The sequence below is a fragment of the Cryobacterium sp. GrIS_2_6 genome (assembly GCF_035984545.1).
Classification (GTDB): domain Bacteria; phylum Actinomycetota; class Actinomycetes; order Actinomycetales; family Microbacteriaceae; genus Cryobacterium.
Genome location: NZ_JAXCHP010000001.1, coordinates 72,649 through 92,024 on the forward strand (window position 1 = coordinate 72,649; position 19,376 = coordinate 92,024).

The 19,376-nt window shown below is 69.7% G+C and carries 16 protein-coding genes; 12 read left to right on the forward strand and 4 right to left on the reverse strand.

Going from position 1 to position 19,376, the window contains the following annotated elements; all coding sequences use genetic code 11:
* The first annotated feature begins 220 nt into the window (after positions 1–220).
* From RCH22_RS00405 to RCH22_RS00445, 9 genes are all read left to right on the forward strand, one after another.
* Complete coding sequence (locus RCH22_RS00405; protein WP_327015420.1) at positions 221–1,093, forward strand: sulfurtransferase; 873 nt, start codon at positions 221–223, stop codon at positions 1,091–1,093.
* A gap of 138 nt (positions 1,094–1,231) precedes the next feature.
* A complete protein-coding gene (locus tag RCH22_RS00410) occupies positions 1,232–2,272 on the forward strand; it encodes a siderophore-interacting protein (protein ID WP_327012357.1) in 1,041 nt (346 codons plus the stop codon).
* A gap of 149 nt (positions 2,273–2,421) precedes the next feature.
* A complete protein-coding gene (locus RCH22_RS00415; RefSeq protein ID WP_327012358.1) occupies positions 2,422–3,405 on the forward strand; it encodes an iron chelate uptake ABC transporter family permease subunit in 984 nt (327 codons plus the stop codon).
* A complete protein-coding gene (locus RCH22_RS00420) occupies positions 3,402–4,595 on the forward strand; it encodes an iron chelate uptake ABC transporter family permease subunit (protein WP_327012359.1) in 1,194 nt (397 codons plus the stop codon). The genes RCH22_RS00415 and RCH22_RS00420 overlap by 4 nt, the downstream gene beginning before the upstream one ends.
* A complete protein-coding gene (locus tag RCH22_RS00425) occupies positions 4,592–5,545 on the forward strand; it encodes an ABC transporter ATP-binding protein (RefSeq protein ID WP_327012360.1) in 954 nt (317 codons plus the stop codon). Before RCH22_RS00420 ends, RCH22_RS00425 begins: the two co-directional genes overlap by 4 nt.
* Positions 5,546–5,561: 16 nt before the next feature.
* Positions 5,562–6,584: an ABC transporter substrate-binding protein gene (locus RCH22_RS00430; protein WP_327012361.1), complete on the forward strand. Its 1,023-nt coding sequence runs from the start codon at positions 5,562–5,564 to the stop codon at positions 6,582–6,584.
* A gap of 304 nt (positions 6,585–6,888) precedes the next feature.
* Positions 6,889–7,785: an ABC transporter substrate-binding protein gene (locus RCH22_RS00435; RefSeq protein WP_327012362.1), complete on the forward strand. Its 897-nt coding sequence runs from the start codon at positions 6,889–6,891 to the stop codon at positions 7,783–7,785.
* A gap of 120 nt (positions 7,786–7,905) precedes the next feature.
* On the forward strand, positions 7,906–8,826 hold the full coding sequence (locus tag RCH22_RS00440; protein WP_327015421.1) for an amino acid ABC transporter permease: 921 nt from the start codon (positions 7,906–7,908) through the stop codon (positions 8,824–8,826).
* Positions 8,827–8,876: 50 nt separating this feature from the next.
* Positions 8,877–9,629 carry an amino acid ABC transporter ATP-binding protein gene (locus RCH22_RS00445; protein WP_327015422.1) on the forward strand — a complete coding sequence of 251 codons (753 nt, stop codon included), beginning with the start codon at positions 8,877–8,879 and terminating at the stop codon, positions 9,627–9,629.
* 29 nt (positions 9,630–9,658) lie between these two features.
* Here the strand turns inward: RCH22_RS00445 and hrpA are convergent, their stop codons facing one another.
* Entirely contained in the window at positions 9,659–13,600 is a 3,942-nt protein-coding gene (gene hrpA, locus RCH22_RS00450; RefSeq protein ID WP_327012363.1) for an ATP-dependent RNA helicase HrpA, read from the reverse strand.
* A 92-nt stretch (positions 13,601–13,692) separates the two neighbouring features.
* Between hrpA and RCH22_RS00455 the strand changes: the two genes are divergently transcribed.
* From RCH22_RS00455 to RCH22_RS00465, 3 genes are all read left to right on the forward strand, one after another.
* Positions 13,693–14,454, forward strand: a complete 762-nt coding sequence (locus tag RCH22_RS00455) for a helix-turn-helix domain-containing protein (RefSeq protein WP_327012364.1) — start codon at positions 13,693–13,695, stop codon at positions 14,452–14,454.
* A 70-nt stretch (positions 14,455–14,524) separates the two neighbouring features.
* Positions 14,525–14,848: a DUF2249 domain-containing protein gene (locus tag RCH22_RS00460; protein ID WP_327012365.1), complete on the forward strand. Its 324-nt coding sequence runs from the start codon at positions 14,525–14,527 to the stop codon at positions 14,846–14,848.
* A gap of 48 nt (positions 14,849–14,896) precedes the next feature.
* On the forward strand, positions 14,897–15,730 hold the full coding sequence (locus tag RCH22_RS00465) for an aldo/keto reductase (protein WP_327012366.1): 834 nt from the start codon (positions 14,897–14,899) through the stop codon (positions 15,728–15,730).
* A 7-nt stretch (positions 15,731–15,737) separates the two neighbouring features.
* Here the strand turns inward: RCH22_RS00465 and RCH22_RS00470 are convergent, their stop codons facing one another.
* The 3 genes from RCH22_RS00470 to RCH22_RS00480 are packed head-to-tail and all read right to left on the reverse strand — an operon-like array spanning position 15,738 to position 19,373.
* The gene (locus RCH22_RS00470) at positions 15,738–17,231 is read right to left on the reverse strand and encodes an aldehyde dehydrogenase family protein (protein ID WP_327012367.1); all 1,494 of its coding nucleotides are present in this window, start codon (positions 17,229–17,231) and stop codon (positions 15,738–15,740) included.
* A 48-nt stretch (positions 17,232–17,279) separates the two neighbouring features.
* The gene (locus tag RCH22_RS00475; RefSeq protein ID WP_327012368.1) at positions 17,280–18,269 is read right to left on the reverse strand and encodes a PDR/VanB family oxidoreductase; all 990 of its coding nucleotides are present in this window, start codon (positions 18,267–18,269) and stop codon (positions 17,280–17,282) included.
* A 15-nt stretch (positions 18,270–18,284) separates the two neighbouring features.
* Positions 18,285–19,373, reverse strand: a complete 1,089-nt coding sequence (locus tag RCH22_RS00480; protein WP_327012369.1) for an aromatic ring-hydroxylating dioxygenase subunit alpha — start codon at positions 19,371–19,373, stop codon at positions 18,285–18,287.
* Positions 19,374–19,376 lie beyond the last annotated feature (3 nt).

A 19,376-nucleotide genomic window follows, 5' to 3' on the forward strand; every position in this document is an offset into this window, starting at 1 on the left:
CGGTGCGGGACGAGTCGGGCCCCCGGCACGCAATCTGTCGCCGCCCCGCGCCGAATTGCGTCGCGCGCGCGGCCGTTTTCGCAACGAACGTGTACCGAACGCAATTCCGTGCCGAGGGCCGTGCCGAGGGCCGTGCCGAGGGCCGTATCGAAGGGGCCGGGCGTGGGCGGATGCGGGTCCCCGCGCCGCGCACACCCGGTACCGTGGTTTCGTGAACACTTTGATCTCCGCCGAGGACCTGGCCCGCTTGCTCGAGACGCGCGACGACATCCGTGTGCTCGACGTCCGGTGGGCGCTCCTCGGGCCGAGCGGACGCGACGAATACGCCGCCGGACACCTGCCGGGCGCGGTCTACGTCGATCTCGAGACCGAGCTCGCCCGGCCGGGGGCGCCTGAAGACGGGCGGCACCCGCTGCCTGCGATAGACGACCTGCAGGCGGCGGTGCGCCGCTGGGGAATCCACGACGACGACACCGTCGTGGTCTACGACGACCTGAGCCTGATGTCGGCGGCACGGGCGTGGTGGCTGTTGCGGCACGCCGGGCACCGGAACGTGCTCCTGCTCGACGGCGCGCTCGCCGCGTGGCGGAGGGCGGGGTTGCCGCTCGTCACCGGGGAGCAGCCGGACCCGCCGATCGGCACCGCACACCTCAGCTACGGCTCGCTCGCTACGATCGACGCGGACACCGCCGCCGCCATCGCACGCACCGGCATCCTCCTCGACGCGCGTGCCGGCGCCCGGTACCGGGGCGAGACAGAGCCGGTCGACCCGCGCGCCGGCCACATCCCGGGCGCGGCGAGCGCCCCGACGACGGACACCCTTGCCGACGACGGTCGATTCCTGCCCGCCGACCAGCTGCGTGCGCACTTCGAGTCCCTCGGCGTGCGAGCGATGCGCCCGATCGGGGTCTACTGCGGATCAGGCGTCACCGCCGCCCACGAGATCGCCGCGCTCACGATCGCCGGGTTCGTCCCCTACCTCTACCCCGGATCCTGGTCGCAGTGGTCCAACCTCCCGGACCGCCCCGTGGAAACCGGGGATGGTGTCCGCGGCGGTTTCGGCGGTTTCACCGGGGCCAGCGTCGGGCTGTAGGCGTCTCGGCTTCTCGCGCCGACATCCGCTTGGTGCCACTCCGGCACCGAACGGGCCCTTCGGCACCGGCCCGGCGTGCCGGTGCGCTCACACGGAACTCACACGGCACGCGCGGCCCCGGGATGTCATACTTAGGTAATGCTTACCTTACCCAGCACCGAGGTGACCGGCGAGGACCTGCTCCCTGATGCACGCCCCGGCTACCGGCCCTACCGGGCGACGGTCGCGGGCATCCGGCGTCTGAGCCCGCATTTTGTGCGGGTGACCTTCACCGGTCCGGAATTCGAGCACTTCGGCACGGCCGGACTCGACCAGCGGATCAAGCTCGTCCTGCCGATCCCCGGCGTCGGCCTCGCCGATTTCGGAGTGGACGAGCAGCACGAATCGCACTCGACGGGCGCTGGCACGGGCACCGGTACGGGCTGGTACGACCGCTGGCGGGCACTGCCCGACGCGGAGCGCAACCCGTTCCGCAGTTACACCGTCCGCATGGTCCGCCCGCTCCTCCGCGAACTCGACGTCGACTTCGTCTCCCACGGCGCAGCGGATGCCGCCGGTTCCGGCGCCGGCCCCGCCTCCCGCTGGCTCGCCGCGGCCCAGGTCGGCGAGCACGTCGTCATCGTCGGGCCGGACTCGCGCAGCCGCGACGCCGGCCTCGGCCTCGACTGGCGCCCCGGCGACGCGACCTACCTGCTCCTCGCGGGCGACGAGACCGCGGTCCCCGCGATCTGCGGCATCCTCGATACCCTGCAGCCCGGGCGCACGGCGCACGCCTTCCTCGAGGTGCCGGATGCCGCGGACCAGCTCGACGTGCGGGTCCCGGACGGCTGCTCCGTGACCTGGCTTCCGCGCGGCGGCGCCCCGCACGGCGAACGCCTCGTCGCCGCCGTGCGTACCTGGGTCGCCGGCCACCGCGGACCCGAGGTCCCGACCGGCGTCGGCGTGAACGCGACCAACATCGACATCGACATCGACATCGACATCGACATCGACATCGACCGCGAAACCCTGTGGGACACCCCGGACACACCGCCGGGCGCAGGCTTCTACGCTTGGCTCGCCGGCGAGGCCGGCGCGATCAAGCGCCTCCGCCGGTTGCTCGTGAGCGAGACCGGTGTCGACCGCCGGCGCGTCTCCTTCATGGGCTACTGGCGCCTCGGCAAGGCCGAGCCCCAGTGAGCCGCCTGGCGCGCCCGTCCGAGCATCCGGCCGCGAACCGCCCCGCCCCGCACGAATTCGACGGAGTTTCTGCCCAAAAAACACCTGAGAGGGCCGTTTCGGGCCGAAAAACCGAAAAACTCCGTCGAACCGGTTCGGGGCGACGCCCGGTGGCCGGGCTCCTCGGCGCGGCCGTTCTCCTCGTCCTCGTGATCATCGCTTCCCTCGTGGTCGGCGCGCGGGACGTGCCCTTCGGCACCGTTCTCGACGCCCTGTTCCGGCCGGACCCCGCCGTGACCGACCAGCTGGTCGTGCTCGACCTGCGCATCCCCCGCACGGTCGTCGGCCTGCTCGCGGGCCTCGCCCTCGGTCTCGCCGGTGCGCTCATGCAGGGGGTCACCCGCAACCCCCTCGCCGATCCCGGCCTGCTCGGCGTCAACGCGGGGGCCTCCCTCTTCGTCGTCGGCGGCATCGCCGTGTTCGGAGTCACGAGTGCACTGGGCTACGTCTGGTTCGCCTTCGTCGGGGCGGCGGTCGCGGCATCCGTCGTCTACGTCATCGGGTCGCTCGGACGCGGGGGAGCGACCCCCGTCAAGCTCACCCTCGCCGGCACGGCGCTCACCGCGGCGCTCACCTCACTGATAACCATCGTGCTGCTCAGCGACCCTGCGACCTTCGACCGCTACCGGTTCTGGTCGGCGGGCTCCCTCTCCGCCCGCGGCCTCGACACGGCCCTGCAACTCGCGCCGTTCATCCTCGTCGGCGCGATTCTGGCGGCAACGGCCGGGCGGATGCTCAACGCGCTTGCCCTCGGAGACGACCTCGCCCGCGGCCTCGGCCAGAACGTCGTGGCCGCTCGGATCATCTGCTTCGTGGCCGTCGTGCTGCTCTGCGGCTCGGCGACCGCCCTCGCCGGCCCGATCGTCTTCGTCGGCCTCGCGGTGCCGCACCTCGCCCGCTGGTTCGCCGGCCCAGACTACCGCTGGACCCTCGCCCTCTCGGCGCTGCTCGGCCCCGCCCTGCTCCTGCTCGCCGACGTGATCGGGCGCGTGATCGCCCGCCCCGGCGAGATCGAGGCCGGCCTCGTCGTCGCGTTCCTCGGCGCCCCCGTGCTGATTGCTCTCGTGCGCGGCACCAAGGCGGTCGGGCTGTGACCCTGCACACTCGGCACGCCGTAGCGGCCGACCTCGCCGAGAGCCGCCGTTCCCGCCCAGAATCGCCGGTGCAGCGGGTCGTCTCGGCAGAAGCGGCGACCCTCGCGGCCACGCGGGGTGCGCGGCGCCGCAGGGAGCGCCGGATCGTGATCGTCCTCGCAGCGGCGCTGCTCGTCGTCGCCGCGCTGAGCCTCTCTGCCGGCTCCTATTCCGTTTCCGTGCCCGACCTCCTCCGCACCCTCGCCGGCCAGGGCACGGGAGCCGAGAACTTCATCGTGCTGACCCTGCGCCTGCCCCGGCTCGTGCTCGCGCTCCTGACCGGCCTCGCCTTCGCGCTCTCGGGCGCCCTTTTCCAGACCGTGCTGCGCAATCCGCTCGCGAGCCCCGACATCGTCGGCGTCACCGGCGGGGCGAGCGCCGCCGCGGTGCTCGGGATGCTCGTGCTCGGCTTCGGCAGCCTCGCGACCGCCTTCGCGGCCTTCGGCGGCGCGATCCTCGTCGCGACCGTCATCTACCTGCTGGCCTGGCGCGGTCGCGGCGGAGGCACCGGCGGCGTCGCCGGCTACCGATTCGTGCTCATCGGCGTCGGCGTCGCGTTCATGGTTCAGGGCCTGCTCGGCTACCTGCTCAGCCGCGCCGAGCTCCGCGATGCCCAGGACGCCCTGACCTGGCTCGTCGGCAGCGTGAGCGGTGCCGCCTGGCCCGAGATCGCCGTCGTCGCTGTCGGGCTCGCGGTGCTCCTGCCGATCGTGTGGATGCTCGCTCCGCGTCTCCGCGCGCTGCAACTGGGCGACGACCTCGCCACGAGCCTCGGGGTCGGTGCCGAGCGCAACCGGCTCGGACTCCTCATCGTCGCCGTCGCCCTCGCCGCGCTCGGGACGGCCATGGTCGGCCCGCTCGCGTTCGTCGCGTTCGTGTCCGCGCCGATCGCCCGCCGCCTCGTCGGCACCGGCGGACTCAGCCTCGTGCCCTCGGCCCTCGTCGGCGCCCTGATCGTCAGCGCCGCCGACTTCGCGTCCCAGCACCTGCTCCCTGGCGGACTCCAACTGCCGGCCGGGGTCGTCACCGGCGCCATCGGCGCGCCCTACCTGCTCTGGCTGCTCGCGACCCGAGCCGCGGGCGGCAGCACTGGCGGCACAGGCGGAAGTGCCCGCGGCATCCCGCGCGACAGCACAGAAGGAACCCGATGACCCAGCCCGAACCGCACGCTTCCGACCCGCAGACAGCGGTCCCGGCCATCGCGGGTCCAGCAGCGTCCGAACCGGCTGACCGCACGCACCACGAGCTGCGTACCGTCGCCCTCGGCCTCGGCTACGACGGCGTCCCGATCGTCACCGACCTCGACCTCGAGATCGCCGTCGGCCGGATCACGGTCATCGTCGGCGCGAACGCCTCGGGCAAATCGACCCTTCTCCGCGGACTCGCCCGCCTGCTCACCCCGCAGGCCGGCGTGGTCCTCCTCGACGGCACCGACATCGCGACCATTCCGGGCAAGCGGGTTGCGATCGTGCTCGGCCTCCTGCCGCAGCAGCCGCTCGCGCCGGAGGGCATCACCGTCGGCGAACTCGTCGGTCGCGGCCGGCATCCGCACCAGGGCTGGTTCCGCGGCGCCACGGCCGCCGACGACACCATCGTCGCCGACGCCCTCGTGCGCACCGGAACCCTCGACCTCGCCGCGCGTCGGCTCGAGGAGCTCTCCGGCGGGCAGCGCCAGCGGGTCTGGATCGCGATGGCCCTCGCCCAGGACACCGACATCCTGCTCCTTGACGAGCCGACGAGTTTCCTCGACGTCGCCCACCAGATCGAGGTCCTCGACCTCCTCCTCGAGCTCAACCGCACCCGGGGGACCACGATCGTGATGGTCCTGCACGACCTCAACCTCGCGGCCCGGTACGCCGACCAGATGCTCGTGATGCGCTCAGGCGGGATCATCGCCGCCGGCCCGCCCGCGGACACCCTGACCGTCGACGTCGTCCGCTCCGCCTTCGGGCTCGACGCCCTCGTCATCCCCGACCCGGTCTGCGGTTCACCGCTCGTCGTGCCGATCGGGAGGTTCCACCCCGCGCCGACCCCGGCATCCGCTATATTAGGTAAGGCTAACCTAAGCTCGTTGAACCACATTTCTCCCCGAGACAACTGAGAAACCGGAGTTTCCCGTGCATCGTCCCCCCATTCGCGCGCTTGTCGCCGTCTCCGCCCTCGTCGTCCTGACGCTGACCGGCTGTTCCGCGCCCGCGCCCCAGTCAACGGATGCCGCGGCGGGCGAATCCGCGGCCGCGTCGTTCCCCGTCACCGTCGAGAACGCCTTCGGGTCGACCGTGATCCCGAAGCAGCCGACCCGGGTCGTGACCTGGGGCTGGGGGAGCGCGGACGACGCGATAGCCCTCGGCGTCATTCCCGTCGCGATGCCGTTCCAGGCATATGCCGGTGACGCCACGGGCGTGCTGCCCTGGATCTCCGAGGCGCTCGCGACGAGCGGAACGCCGACGCCGACCGTGCTGCCCGACTCCACGGAGCCGCCGTACGAGGACATCGCCAAGGCCGCACCCGACGTCATCCTCGCCGCATACTCGGGCATCACCGCCGAGCAGTACGCGCTGCTCAGCAAGATCGCCCCCGTGGTCGGCTACCCGGACCAGCCCTGGGCGACGGATTGGCGCGACCTCATCACGATCACCGGAACCGCTCTCGGCAAGTCCGCCGAAGCGACCACGCTTCTCGCGGGCATCGACGCGAAGATCGCCGCGGCCGCGGCTGCGCACCCCGAGTTCGCGGGCAAGTCCATCGCCCTCACGAGCGACAGCGGCGGAACGTTCTACGTCTACAAGAAGGAAGACCCCCGCGTCGCATTCACCCTCGACCTCGGCTTCGTGAACGCACCCGCCGTCGACGCCCTCGCGACCGACGAAGCGAGCTTCTACTACACACTCAGCCACGAACAGCTGGACAAGATGACGAGTGACGTGCTCGTGAACTTCGGGACAACGCAGGAGGAATCGGATGCGTTCCTCTCCGCCGGGTACGCCCAGGCCATGCCGCAGGTGCAGCGTGGCTCCGTCGCCTCCCCGGTCGGCGCGGCATTCATCTCGTCCGTCTCACCGCCGACGGGTCTCTCGCTGACCTGGGGCCTCGACGACTACGTGACGATGCTCTCGACCGCGGCCAAGGCCGCCGAATAACGCCCTTCGCCGGGGTTGAGTTGCGGACAAAGCACCTTCGTCGTCGCGATGAGGGTGCCTTGTCCGCAACTCAGTGGGGCGGTGGTGCGGGCACTGTCGTCGCACCCGGCGAAATCTGCCCGAAACACGCCAACGGCCATACTTGATCGAGACACGTCCCCCTCACGCTCGCTTTAGCTAGTCCAAAACGTGACCTGCGCACAGAATCCGCGTGAGCATCCTGTTATATGCTCACGTCTGTCGCTTACCGTTTACGGACTCAATGACGAACCCCTGACACCGACAAACAAAGAAGGTTCCGCATATGCGCGCTCGATACCTAATCCCCGCGGTCGCCGCCGCGGCCGCCCTGATGCTCACCGGCTGCGTCGACAACTCGACGCCTACGACCGGCTCGACCAGCAGTGCCTCGGCCGCAACGATCACCAAGGACGACGCGGCCGCCGCACTCGTTCCCGCCAAGATCGCGTCCTCCGGCAAGCTCATCGTCGGCAGCGACCCGACCTACGCGCCGAACGAGTTCAAGGATGAAGCAGGCAAGCCCATCGGCTGGGGCATCGAGATCGCGAGCGCGGTCGCGACCAAGCTCGGGCTCACGGCCGAATTCCAGGTCGCCAAGTTCGACAACATCATCCCCTCCGTCGCGGGTGGCAAGGCCGACATGGGCGAGTCCTCGTTCACGGACACCGCCGAGCGCGAGCAGCAGGTCGACTTCGTCAACTACTACACCGCGGGCATCCAGTGGGCATCGGCCAAGGACAAGACCGTCGACCCGGACAACGCCTGCGGCTTGAAGGTCGCCGTGCAGGCGACCACTTATGAGGACACCGACGAGGTTCCCGCCAAGAGCGACGCCTGCGTCGCGGCGGGCAAACCGGCGATCGACAAGCTCAAGTTCGACACCCAGGATGCCGCGACGAACTCGGTCGTACTGGGCCAGGCCGACGCGCTCAGCGCCGACTCTCCCGTCACCCTCTACGCCATCGCCCAGACCAAGGGCAAGCTGCAGCTCGCGGGCAAGACCTTCGACGTCGCACCGTACGGATTGGTCGTCGCCAAGGGCTCTGACCTGGCCAAGGCCGTCCAGGCCGCACTGCAGTCCATGGTCGACGACGGCAGCTACAAGGCCATCCTCGACACGTGGGGTGTCGCCGACGGCGGCATCGACAAGATCACGATCAACGCAGCCGCGAACGGCTAACCGATGAGCACGCCGAATCTGAACGGCCGGGGGGCGGGGCCCGCCTCGTCCCCGGCCGATCCGGCCACCCCGGCCGCGTCGGTTCCCATCAAAGCCATCCGGCTGCGTCACCCCTGGCGGATGGTCTTCGCGATCATCCTGATCGTGGTGTTCGCCCTGGCCATCGTCGACGCGGCCTTCCGCCCCGCGTACGACTGGCCGACGGTCGCGAAGTACCTGTTCGACCGGCGCATTTCCCAGGCCGCGCTCGTGACCCTCGAACTCACCGTCTACTCGATGGTGATCGCGATCGTCCTCGGCGTGATCCTCGCGGTGATGCGGCTGTCGCCCAACCCGGTCGTGAAGAGCCTCGCGTGGTTCTATCTCTGGGTCTTCCGCGGCACACCGGTCTACGTCCAGCTGACCATCTGGGGCCTGATCTCGCTGATCTATTCGAGCATCGACATCGGCATCCCGTTCATGCACCCGTGGGTGTCGTTCGAGACGAACGCCGCGCTCAGCACGTTCGCCCTCGCGGTGATCGGCCTCTCGCTCAACGAGGCCGCGTACATGGCCGAGATCGTCCGTGCCGGGCTCCTCGCCGTTGATCGTGGCCAGGAAGAGGCCGCGACCGCGCTCGGGATGAGTTGGTCGCAGACAATGACCCGGGTCATCCTGCCGCAGTCGATGCGGGTGATCATCCCGCCGACCGGCAACGAGGTCATCTCGATGCTCAAAACGACTTCGCTCGTCACGGCGGTGCCGTTCAGCTTCGACCTGTTCGCCCGCTCCCGTGATATCTCCGCCGAGACGTTCAACCCGATCCCGCTGCTCATCGTCGCGTCGATCTGGTACCTGTTCTTCACCTCGATCCTGATGGTGGGCCAGTACTTCCTCGAGAAGCGTTTCGCGCGCGGCATCGGCGACCGTCAGCCGGACAAGAAGGGCGGCGGCCAGAACCCCGACCCGATCACGGGCGTCACGATCGTGCCCGGCTCCGAGCAGGCGCCGGCGACCCGCATCGGACGAGAACCCGAAACCGGCCGGGGAGGCCCGTCATGAGCGACCTGACCACGCCGAACGCGGCATCCGTTGCCCGTGGTTACGTGCCGATGGTGCTCGCAGAGCAGGTCTCGAAGAGCTTCGGCTCGCACGAGGTGCTCAAGAGCATCTCCCTCGAGGTCAAACGCGGCGAGGTGATGTGCCTCGTCGGGCCGAGCGGGTCGGGCAAGTCCACGTTCCTGCGCTGCATCAACCACCTCGAGGTGCTCTCCGCCGGGCGGCTGAGTGTCGACGGCGAGCTGATCGGCTACCGCGAGACCGGTGGCAAGCTCTACGAGATGGCGCCCAAGGAAGCGGCGAAGCAGCGCAGGGATATCGGCATGGTGTTCCAGCGCTTCAACCTGTTCCCGCACATGACCGCACTTCAGAACGTGATGGAGGCGCCGCTGCGGGTGAAGGGGCTGCCCAAGGCGCAGGCCGAGCGCACCGCGCGCGACCTGCTCGCGCGGGTCGGCCTGGCGGAACGCGCGGACTATTACCCCGCGCACCTCTCCGGCGGCCAGCAGCAGCGGGTCGCGATCGCCCGTGCGCTCGCGATGGAGCCCAAGCTGATGCTCTTCGACGAGCCGACGAGCGCGCTGGACCCCGAACTCGTCGGCGAGGTGCTCGACGTGATGAAGGGCCTCGCCAAGGAGGGCATGACGATGATCGTGGTCACCCACGAGATGGGCTTCGCCCGCGAGGTCGGTGACTCGCTCGTGTTCATGGACGGTGGGGTCGTCGTCGAGTCCGGAGACCCCGAGCTCGTGCTGAGCAACCCGCAGCACCGCCGCACCCAGGCGTTCCTCTCGAAGGTGCTCTAGCCGCCAGCTGACCCCGGCGGATGTCGGGGTCAGCTGGTCAGGACCTTGTGGATCCGCTGCAGCGACACCGACTCCGCGGCCTTGAGCTCCTGGGCGAACAGGCTGATCCGCAGCTCCTCGATCATCCAGCGTGCACGCACGAGGTTCGCCGCCATGCCGGGGGCCAGCGGAATCCGGCCGCCGGCAGCTTCGTAGCGGGCCGTGGCTGACTGGCTTTCGTTCATCCAGACCCGGTCGCGGCTGGGGTTGTCGCCGAGTTTCACGATCCGTGAACTGATGCCGCCGAGGTAGCGCGGCAGGTGGCGCAGCTGGGCGAGACCCGTCGCGCTCACGAAGCCGGGGTAGATCAGTCCGGCCAGCTGGGCACGGGCATCCGTCAGCGCGGGCAGCAGCGCCATGCTCGTCGACGCCTTGAGCGCCTTGTCGGCGGCCCGGGAGGCGGTGAGGATGCGCGCAACGAGTCCCACGGTCTCGAACATCGAGTCCATCAGCACCCCGGACACGCGGTCCCGGATCGAGTCGAACTCGGCCTTCATGAAAACCTGGCCGCTCGGGTTCACCCGGAACAGCACCTCATCGACGCAGGCCGCGAGGCAGTCGTCGAAGAGGGCCTGCGTGGTGCGGTACGGGCTCGTGGCGAGGCTGAGCTTCTCCGCCCCGGTCAGGTGCTGCTGCACGTAGGCGACCGGAGACGGCGTCGCGAGCAGCAGCAGCCGGCGCACCCCGCCCGGCAGCGTGCTCGCCTGCTCGGCGGCGGTGCTCATCATCCGGATCGCGACGCTCGTGCCCTCGTCGACGAGAGTCGGGTAGCCGCGAATGGTGTTGTCGCCCTGCTTGGTGTCGATGAACCGGGGGAGTTCCGCGAAATCCCAGGTCGTGAGGCCGCCGCGCTCGATCGCGTTCACGGGCGTTGCAGCGGATGCCGCCGCGACGCTTTCGCGCGCCCGGGAACCGAGCCTGCGCTGCAGCTCGCCGAGGTCCTTTCCGGAGGCCATCGCCTGCCCGCGGTCGTCGACGACGCGGAACGTCATCCGGAGGTGAGCGGGTATGCGCCCGAGCTCGAAGTCGTTCGCGTTCACCGGCACGTAGGTGAGCCGCTGGATCAGGCCCGCGAGGATCTCGGTGAACGGGGCGGCTTCGGGCTCGAAACCCGCCCCGGTGCCCGCGCCGAGCCGGGCGCCGATGCTCGTGCCGCCCATGCCGCTCGTGCCCTTCGCCGTGCGGGCCTCGCCGGGCGCAGGCGGCAGCTCGGTGAGCAGGCGCGCCGCCCAGTCGGCGGCGGGCACGACGTTGCGACGGATGCTCTTCGGCAGTGACTTGATCAGCGCGGTCACGAGGTCGGCGCGGAGGCCCGGCACCTGCCAGTCGAAGCCGGCGGGGGAGAGCCGGGCCAGGAGGGCGAGCGGGATCAGGGCGGCGACACCATCGTCATCCGCCCCCGGCTCGAACCGGTAGCTCAGGTGGAAACGCTGGTCGCCCTGGTGCCAGGTGGGCGGGAAGACGGCCTCGTCGATCTCCGGGGTCGCCTCGTCGGGAACGAGCGCCTCAGCGGTCATCGTGAGCAGTTCGGGGGTCTCGGCGCGCGCCTTGCGCCACCAGGTCTCGAAGGTGCGCGTCGAGCAGACCTCCGCCGGGATGCGGCGCTGGTAGAACTCGAAGACGGCTTCGTCGTCGAAGAGGATGTCGCGGCGCCGGGTGCGCTCCTCGAGCTCGGCGAGTTCCTTCCGCAGCTTCGTGTTGGCCCTGTCGAAGGCGGTGACGCGCTGGTCGACCCGGTCGAGGTCCCACTCACCGTCGACGAGGGCGTGCCGGATGAAGAGCTCGCGGGCGTAGGCCGGGTCGACCCGGGAGAACTGGATGCGGCGGCGCGGCACGATCGGCACCCCGTAGAGGGTGACCCGCTCGTAGGCGACGACGGAGCCCTGCTTCTTCTCCCAGTGCGGTTCGGAGAAGCTGCGCTTGCAGAGGTCCCCGGCGAGCGGTTCGGCCCAGGCCGGGTCGACGACGGCGTTCATCCGGGCGAAGAGCCGGCTGGTCTCCACGAGTTCCGCGCTCATCACGGCGGTCGGCTGCTTCTTCGCGAGCGCAGAGCCGGGGAAGATCACGAAGCGCTGCTGGCGGGCGCCGATGTAGTCCTTCTTCGCGACGTCCTTGAGACCGATGTGCGAGAGCAGCCCGGCGAGCAGGGACCGGTGGATGCCGTCGGGGTTCACGGCCGCGTCGCCGCCGGCTTTGGAATCAAACACAGCCAGGCCGAGCGGCTTGGCGAGCTGGCGAAGCTGCTTGTAGACGTCCTGCCACTCGCGCACCCGCAGGTAGTTCAGGAACTCGTTCTTGCAGAGCCTGCGGAAGGCGCTCGAGCCGAGCTCCTTCTGCTTGAGCTCGAGGTAGTTCCAGAGGTTCAGCAGGCCGAGGAAGTCGCTCGTCGGGTCCGCGAACCGCGCGTGCTGCTGGTCGGCCTGCGCGCGGCGCTCGAGCGGTCGTTCCCGCGGGTCCTGGATGGTGAGGCCGGCGACGATCGCCATCACCTCACGGCTGGTGCCCTGGGTCTTGGACTCGATGACCATCCGGCCGAAGCGGGGGTCGATCGGGAGTTTCGCGAGCTGTTGCCCGATCCGGGTGAGCTTGGAGACCCCGCCGCTCGCGTTGCTCACACCACTTCCCGGCGCGACGGCGCCGAGCTCGGCCAGCAGGTCGAGGCCGTCCTTGATCCCGCGGGAATCCGGCGGGGTGAGGAACGGGAAGGCGGCGATGTCGCCGAGGCCGAGCGAGATCATCTGCAGGATCACGGCGGCGAGGTTGGTGCGCAGCACCTCGGGCTCGGTGAATTCCGGGCGGCGACCGAAGTCCTCCTCTGAATACAGCCGGATCGCGATGCCGTCGCTCGTGCGCCCGCTGCGCCCGGAGCGCTGGTTCGCGGAGGCCTGGCTGATCGCCTCGATCGGCAGCCGCTGCACCTTCGAGCGCACGCTGTACCGGCTGATCCTGGCGGTTCCGGCGTCGATGACGTAACGGATGCCCGGGACGGTCAGGCTGGTCTCGGCGACGTTCGTCGCGAGCACGATTCGGCGCCGAACCCCGGCGACGGTCGAGGGCTGGAAGACCTTGTGCTGGTCGGCGGAGGAGAGGCGGCCGTAGAGCGGCAGCACCTCGGTCGGGCTCGTGCGGTCGCCACTCGCGAACTTGCCCTGCAGGGCATCCGCTGCATCGCGGATCTCGGTCTCTCCGCTCAGGAAGACGAGCACGTCACCGTTCGACTCGCGCTCGAGTTCGTCGAGCGCCGCCGAGATGCCCTCGATGTAGTCGCGGTCCACCGGCGGCGTCGCCGAGGCCTGATCCTCGTCGTCGTCATCGGCCATCGCCTCGGCGACGAGCGGGCGGTAGCGGATCTCGACCGGGTAGGTGCGGCCCGAGACCTCGATGATCGGGGCCGGGGTGCCGTCGGCGGCCGCGAAGTGCTCGGCGAAACTCTGCGGGTCGATCGTCGCCGACGTGATGATGACCTTGAGGTCGGGGCGCTGCGGCAGCAGCTGCCTCAGGTAGCCGAGCAGGAAGTCGATGTTGAGGCTGCGCTCGTGGGCCTCGTCGATGATGATTGTGTCGTATTTGCGCAGCATCCGGTCGCGGTGCATCTCATTCAGCAGGATGCCGTCGGTCATGAGCTTGATCCTGGTGTCCGGACCGACCTGGTCGGTGAACCGCACCTGGTAACCGACGACCTGGCCGACCTCCTGGCCGAGTTCCTCGGCGATGCGCTCGGCGATCGTGCGGGCGGCGAGCCGCCGCGGCTGGGTGTGGCCGATGCTCGTGCGCCCGAGTTCGAGGCAGATCTTCGGGATCTGGGTGGTCTTGCCCGAGCCGGTCGCGCCCGCGATGATGACGACCTGGTTGTCGCGGATGGCGCGCGCGATATCCTCGCGGCGTTGGCTGACGGGGAGTTCGGGCGGGAAGGTGATAACAAGGGGAATCATGAGCATTCCATCGTAAGACTTCCGGGTACCCCGTGCGCGCGGGCGAGTCCTCCCGGCCTGGCGCTTTAACCGGAGACTGTTACGCTCAAACTATGGTAAACGGACAGGGAATCGGCGACCGGCACGCGGCCCTCGCCTCGGATGCGCGCCGCCGTGTGCTCGAGTTGATCGCGGGAGCCCGCGAGCCCGTCGACGCCGCCGCCGTCGCCGCGAGCATCGGCCTGCACGTGACGACCGCGCGCTTCCATCTCGACCAGCTCGAGGGCGCCGGGCTGATCCGCCGCGCCGTCGACCGGACCGGGATCCGCGGGCGTCCGCGCATCCTTTTCACCGTGAATCCCGCCGTGCGCGAGGACGGTGTGCAGCGGCTGCTCGGCCATGCCCTCGTCGGCGCCCTCGCCGAGGACGACGACGGCGGCCGGGCCCGTGCGATCCGCGCCGGCGAGCGTTGGTCGGCCGCCTTCGACGCCGAGGCGCGCGAGAGCGAACCGGGCACCGGGGCGGCCGGGGGAGCGAGCGACGTCGGGCCGCTCGTGCACATCCTCGACGGCCTCGGCTTCGACCCGATCGCGCAATCGCCTGAGGCGTCACCCGGCCAGCCGGCGTCGCCGAGCGAGACGGATGCCCGCGACGGAATGGTCGTCGAGCTCCGGGCCTGCCCCTTCCGCGACGAAGCCAGGCACACGCCTGCGGTGGTGTGCTCGCTGCACCTCGGCCTGATCCGGGGCATCGCCCGCTCCGGCGGGCACGACCCGGACGACGTGGAGCTGCGCCCCTTCGTCCTCCCCGAGCTGTGCGAGGTGCGCCTCCGCGGTGACTGGGTGCCTGTCGACAGGTCTCCCTCGCAGGAATGACGGTCGCAGCGAGGCTGTGAAGGTCGTCGCCCCGTTCGCAAATTAAAGCGGAATATATTAGGTTTAAATCATGGTTGACATGATCCCCCTTCTTCCCGCATCCGCACCCCGGGCCGCGGCCCACGACGAGCCCGCCGGCCACACCTGCACCTGCGGGGAGGCCGAGGCCGCGGGGTACCCCGAACTGGACGCCCGGCAGTTGCCGCACGCGATCCGGCACGCCGCGATCTTCGGCGCGCTGGACGCTGTCCTCCCCGGCGGCGGCCTGGTCCTCGTTGCTCCCCACGACCCGTTGCCCCTCCTCGCCCAGCTCGAACAGCGTCACCCGGGCCGGTTCACGGTGAGCTATCTCTCCCGCGAGCCCGAGGCGTGGAAGCTCCAGCTCACCCGCTGAAGCACCGCAGGTCAGGTTCCGTCCGGTTCCGGCGTTTAGGGTGGGCCCATGACGACTTCTGTGCCCACCCTGACCCTCAACGACGGCCACACCATTCCTCAGCTCGGCTTCGGCGTATTCAAGGTCGATCCGGACGAAACGACCCGCATCGTCTCCGACGCCCTCGACGTCGGCTACCGCCACCTCGACACGGCCGCGATCTACGGGAACGAAGCCGGAGTCGGGGCCGCGATCGCGGCATCCGCCGTGCCTCGCTCCGAGCTCTTCGTCACGACGAAGCTGTGGAACAGCGAACAGGGCACCCAGACCGCATTCGACGCTTTCGACCTGAGCCTCGAGAAGCTCGGGCTCGACTACGTCGACCTGTACCTCATCCACTGGCCGACGCCGGCGAAGGACCGCTATGTCGAGAGCTGGAAGGCGCTCGAACAGATCCGCGCATCCGGGCGGGCACGCTCGATCGGCGTCTCGAACTTCCTCGTGCCGCACCTCGAACGCCTTCTCACTGAGACGGATGTCGTCCCGGCGGTCAACCAGATCGAGCTGCACCCCGCGCATCAGCAGCCTGAGGTCACCGCGTTCACGCGCGCCCACGGGATTCAGATCGAGGCGTGGGGACCCCTCGGCCAGGGGAAGTACCCGCTCCTCGAGGAACCTGTCGTCGTCGTCGCGGCCGAGGCGCACGGCAAGAGCCCCGCTCAGGTCGTCATCCGCTGGCACCTGCAGACCGGCAACATCCTCTTCCCGAAGTCGAACCGGCGCGAGCGGATGATCGAGAACCTCGACGTCTTCGACTTCGAGCTCAGCCACACCGAACTCGCCACGATTTCCGCGCTCGAGCGCTCGGGCCGCGTGGGCTCTCACCCCAACGATGTGAACTAGGCTCCGCTCAGAACGGGTAGCTGCCCGGCGTGCGGCGCAGGGTGATCCAGCGCGTCTCCGTGAAGGCGTCGATGTTGGCCTCCGCACCGCCCTGCCGCGAACCCGTGCCGGACGAGCCGACGCCGCCGAACGGTGTGTTCGCCTCGTCATTGACCGTCTGGTCGTTGATGTGCACGATGCCGGACGGGATCCGCTGGGCCAGTTCGAGGCCGCGCATGGCGTCGGCGGTCACGATGCCGAGCGAGAGCCCGTATTCGGTCGCCGAAGCGATGCCCACGGCCTCGTCCTCTGTGCTGAACCGCACCACGGATGCGACAGGGCCGAACACCTCCTCGCAGAAGGCGGGGGCATCCAGCGGCGAGTCCGAGAGCACGGTGGGCCGGTAGAACAGCCCGTCGTAGCTGCCGCCGGCCCTCAGCTTCGCGCCGGAATCGATCGAGCCCGTGACCAGGCGGTGGATGCGGTCGCGCTGGTTCTCGTCGATGATCGGGCCGAGGTGCACGTGCTCGGTGGCGGGGTTGCCCACGGCAAGGGAGTCCGCCTTTGCGGCGAGCTTCTCGACGTACTCGTCGAAGATGCTCTCGTGCACGATGTGCCGCCCGACCGTCATGCAGATCTGGCCCTGGTGCAGGAACGATCCCCAGGCCGCGAGGTTGACGGCCTTGTCGACGTCTGCGTCGGCGAGTACGACGAAGGCGGAATTACCTCCCAGCTCGAGGTGGGCACGCTTGAGATGCTTTCCCGCGAGCTCGCCGACGGCGCGACCGGCCCTGGTCGAGCCGGTGAACGCGATCACCCGCACGTTCGGGTCGGTGACGATGGCCTCGCCGACATCGCCGCCGCCGGTCACCAGCTGCAGGAGCCCGGCGGGTAGGCCGGCCTCCTCGAAGATGCGCACCATCATCACGCCGCCGGTCACAGCGGTGCGCGGGTCCGGCTTGAGCACGACCGCATTGCCCAGCGCGAGCGCCGGCGCCACCGCGCGGATGCCGAGGATGATCGGCACGTTGAACGGCGATACGACTCCGACGACGCCGACGGGCACCCGCTGGGCGATGGAGATCCTCGGCTCCTCGCTCGAGAGTACCTGGCCGAGCGGATGCGACGGCAACGCCGCCGCCTCGTAGCATTCCTGAGCGCCGACGTGGAGGGCGAAGCCGGCAAGCCCGGGAACCGCGCCGACCTCCCGCACGTTCCAGTCCATGATCTCGCCGGCGTGTTCCTCCAGGAGCGCGGCGGCCCGGCGCAGCACGGCGGCGCGCACCGGGTGCGCGGTCGCGGCCCAGGCCTTCTGGGCCGCGGCCGCGCCCGCGGCGGCCCTGGCCACGTCGACGGGGGTGGCGATTCCGATCCGGCCGATCTCGTCGCCGGTCGCCGGCTCGATGACCGGGAGATCGCCGCCTGACCCGGCGACCCACTCCCCGTTGATATAGATCTTCCCCGACCACGCCGCGGGGTCGAGGAACGGGGTCGTCGCGGTCTCGTTCACGGTGAGTGTCATGGGCGGTTCTCCTTCATGGTGATTGCGGTTGGGTACGGGTGCGGAGGATCAGGAAATGTCGATTGTCACGACGGCGGTGCCGCCGGGCGGGGCGACGGCTCGGGACACGCAGCAGCACATCGTGCCGCGGGAGTCCTTCTGGCGCTCGCTGTAGAAGACGTCGCGGTGGTCGATGTCTCCGTCGAGGTCGAGGTCGAGCACGCGCACCTCGCAGAGTCCGCACTCACCCTTGCGGCAGTCGAACATCAGGTCGACCTCAGCGGCCTCGAGCGCCTCGAGCATGGTCTCGGTCGCCCGGACGGTGACCTCGGCGCCGAGGCGCGGGATGCGCACGACGAAGTCCTCGGGGGCGAACCAGCCGCTGTTGCCGAAGGTCTCGAACCGGAGGTCGGGGTAGGGGAGCTCGCGTTCGATCCAGGCCCGGCGAACGGCGTCCATCAGCCTGATCGGACCGCACAGGTAGAGTTCGGTGCCCGGTTCGACCCCGCCGACGAGCTCGGTGACGTCGAGCGGGTTGCCTTCGTCGGTGATGTGGAGTCTCAGCCGGTCGCCGTGCGCGTTCTGCACCTGTTCGACGTAGGCCAGCGCCGGCCGGCTGCGCCCGGCGTAGACGAGCGTGTAGTCGGCGCCGACCGACCGGAGCACGCTCGCCATGCCCATGACCGCCGTGATGCCGATGCCGCCGGCCAGCACCACGTAGTGCGCGGCTCCGACGCGGAGGGGGAAGTCGACGATCGGCTGGGTGATCTCGACGGTGTCGCCGGGCCGGAGGGCGTGCATCGCCCGCGCGCCGCCGCGGGACCGCGGCGAGTCGAGCACGCTGATCGCCAGGGTCCGGCCGTCGGGGCCGGCGTCGACGACGGAGTACGACCGGCGGTCCAGAACCCCGCCGATCGGCACGCGCACGTCGATGTGCGCGCCTGCGTCGACCTTGGCCGGGCGGTCGGGGGCGAGCACGATCCGGCGTATGTCGTCGGTGAGGGCGGTCGAGTCGACGACCGTGGCGCGCTGCCAGACCGCCGCGTGGGACGTTGCCATCGTCGTCGTCGCCGCTCAGCCGGCAACGATGGGCGCGGGTAGGCGTCCCTCCGCCGCGAGCTGACGTTCGATCAGCCGCCGCACCCACATCCCGCCCGCGTCGATGTTCAGGCTGTAGAACTCGTAGTCGGGGTTGGCGTCGATCGCGGCCTGCTGGGCGACGAGCATGTCCTCATCCTCCCGGAAGACGCCAGAGACCCCATCGCGCAGCTGGGTGGTGATCACCTGGCTTTCGAGCCGGTAGTTGCGCATGAACGCCCAGAAGTAGCGGGAAGAACGGTCGGTGACGGGCGAGATCGTGTTCATCACATAGCCGTTGACGCCCTGGCTTCGATCGCCCTGCGGCGCCCCGGTGCCGGCCCGCGCGACTCCGACGTCGATGTTGATCGTGGTCGGCGATTCGAAGTGGATGATCTGCCAGCGGTCGACCTTCCCCTCGAAGCCGGGAAACTTGTCGCGCATGTTCTTCAGCCAGAACGGGGGAGCGTCGATGCCGAGCATCCAGCGTTCCACGGTGACGGTCCGTTCGTCATGGTGCACCGTGAACTCGGATTCGCTCAGCGCCTCCTGGCCGATCGAGGAACTGTGCACGAATTCCTCGTGGGTCAGGTCCATCAGGTTGTCGAGCACCAGCTGGTAGTTGCAGTCCACCGAGATCGTCAGGCCGTCTCCTGCCCACTCCGGGTCATCCATCTGGTGCATGTCGGGCACGAGCTCCGGGTCGGCCAGGGCTGCGTCGCCGAGCCACACCCAGACGTAGCGGTACCGTTCCACGACGGGGAAGGACGCGACCGTTGCGCTCGGGTTGATGGTCTCCTGTGCCGGCATCGAGACGCAGCGGCCCGCCGAATTGTAGAGGATGCCGTGGTACGGGCAGCGGATGGCGTCCCTGCCCTCCAGCTTGCCCATCGAGAGCGGCGCCAGCCGGTGCCAGCACGCGTCGGCGAGGGCGACGGCGTCACCGTCCTCGGTGCGGTACAGCGCGAGCGGACGGTTCGCGACGGTTCGCGCGAGCGGCTTGCGATTGACCTCGTGGTCCCAGGCCGCGACGTACCAGGCGTTGAGTGGGTGGCCGAGGATCTTGTCGACGGTCGTTTCCTTCATCGG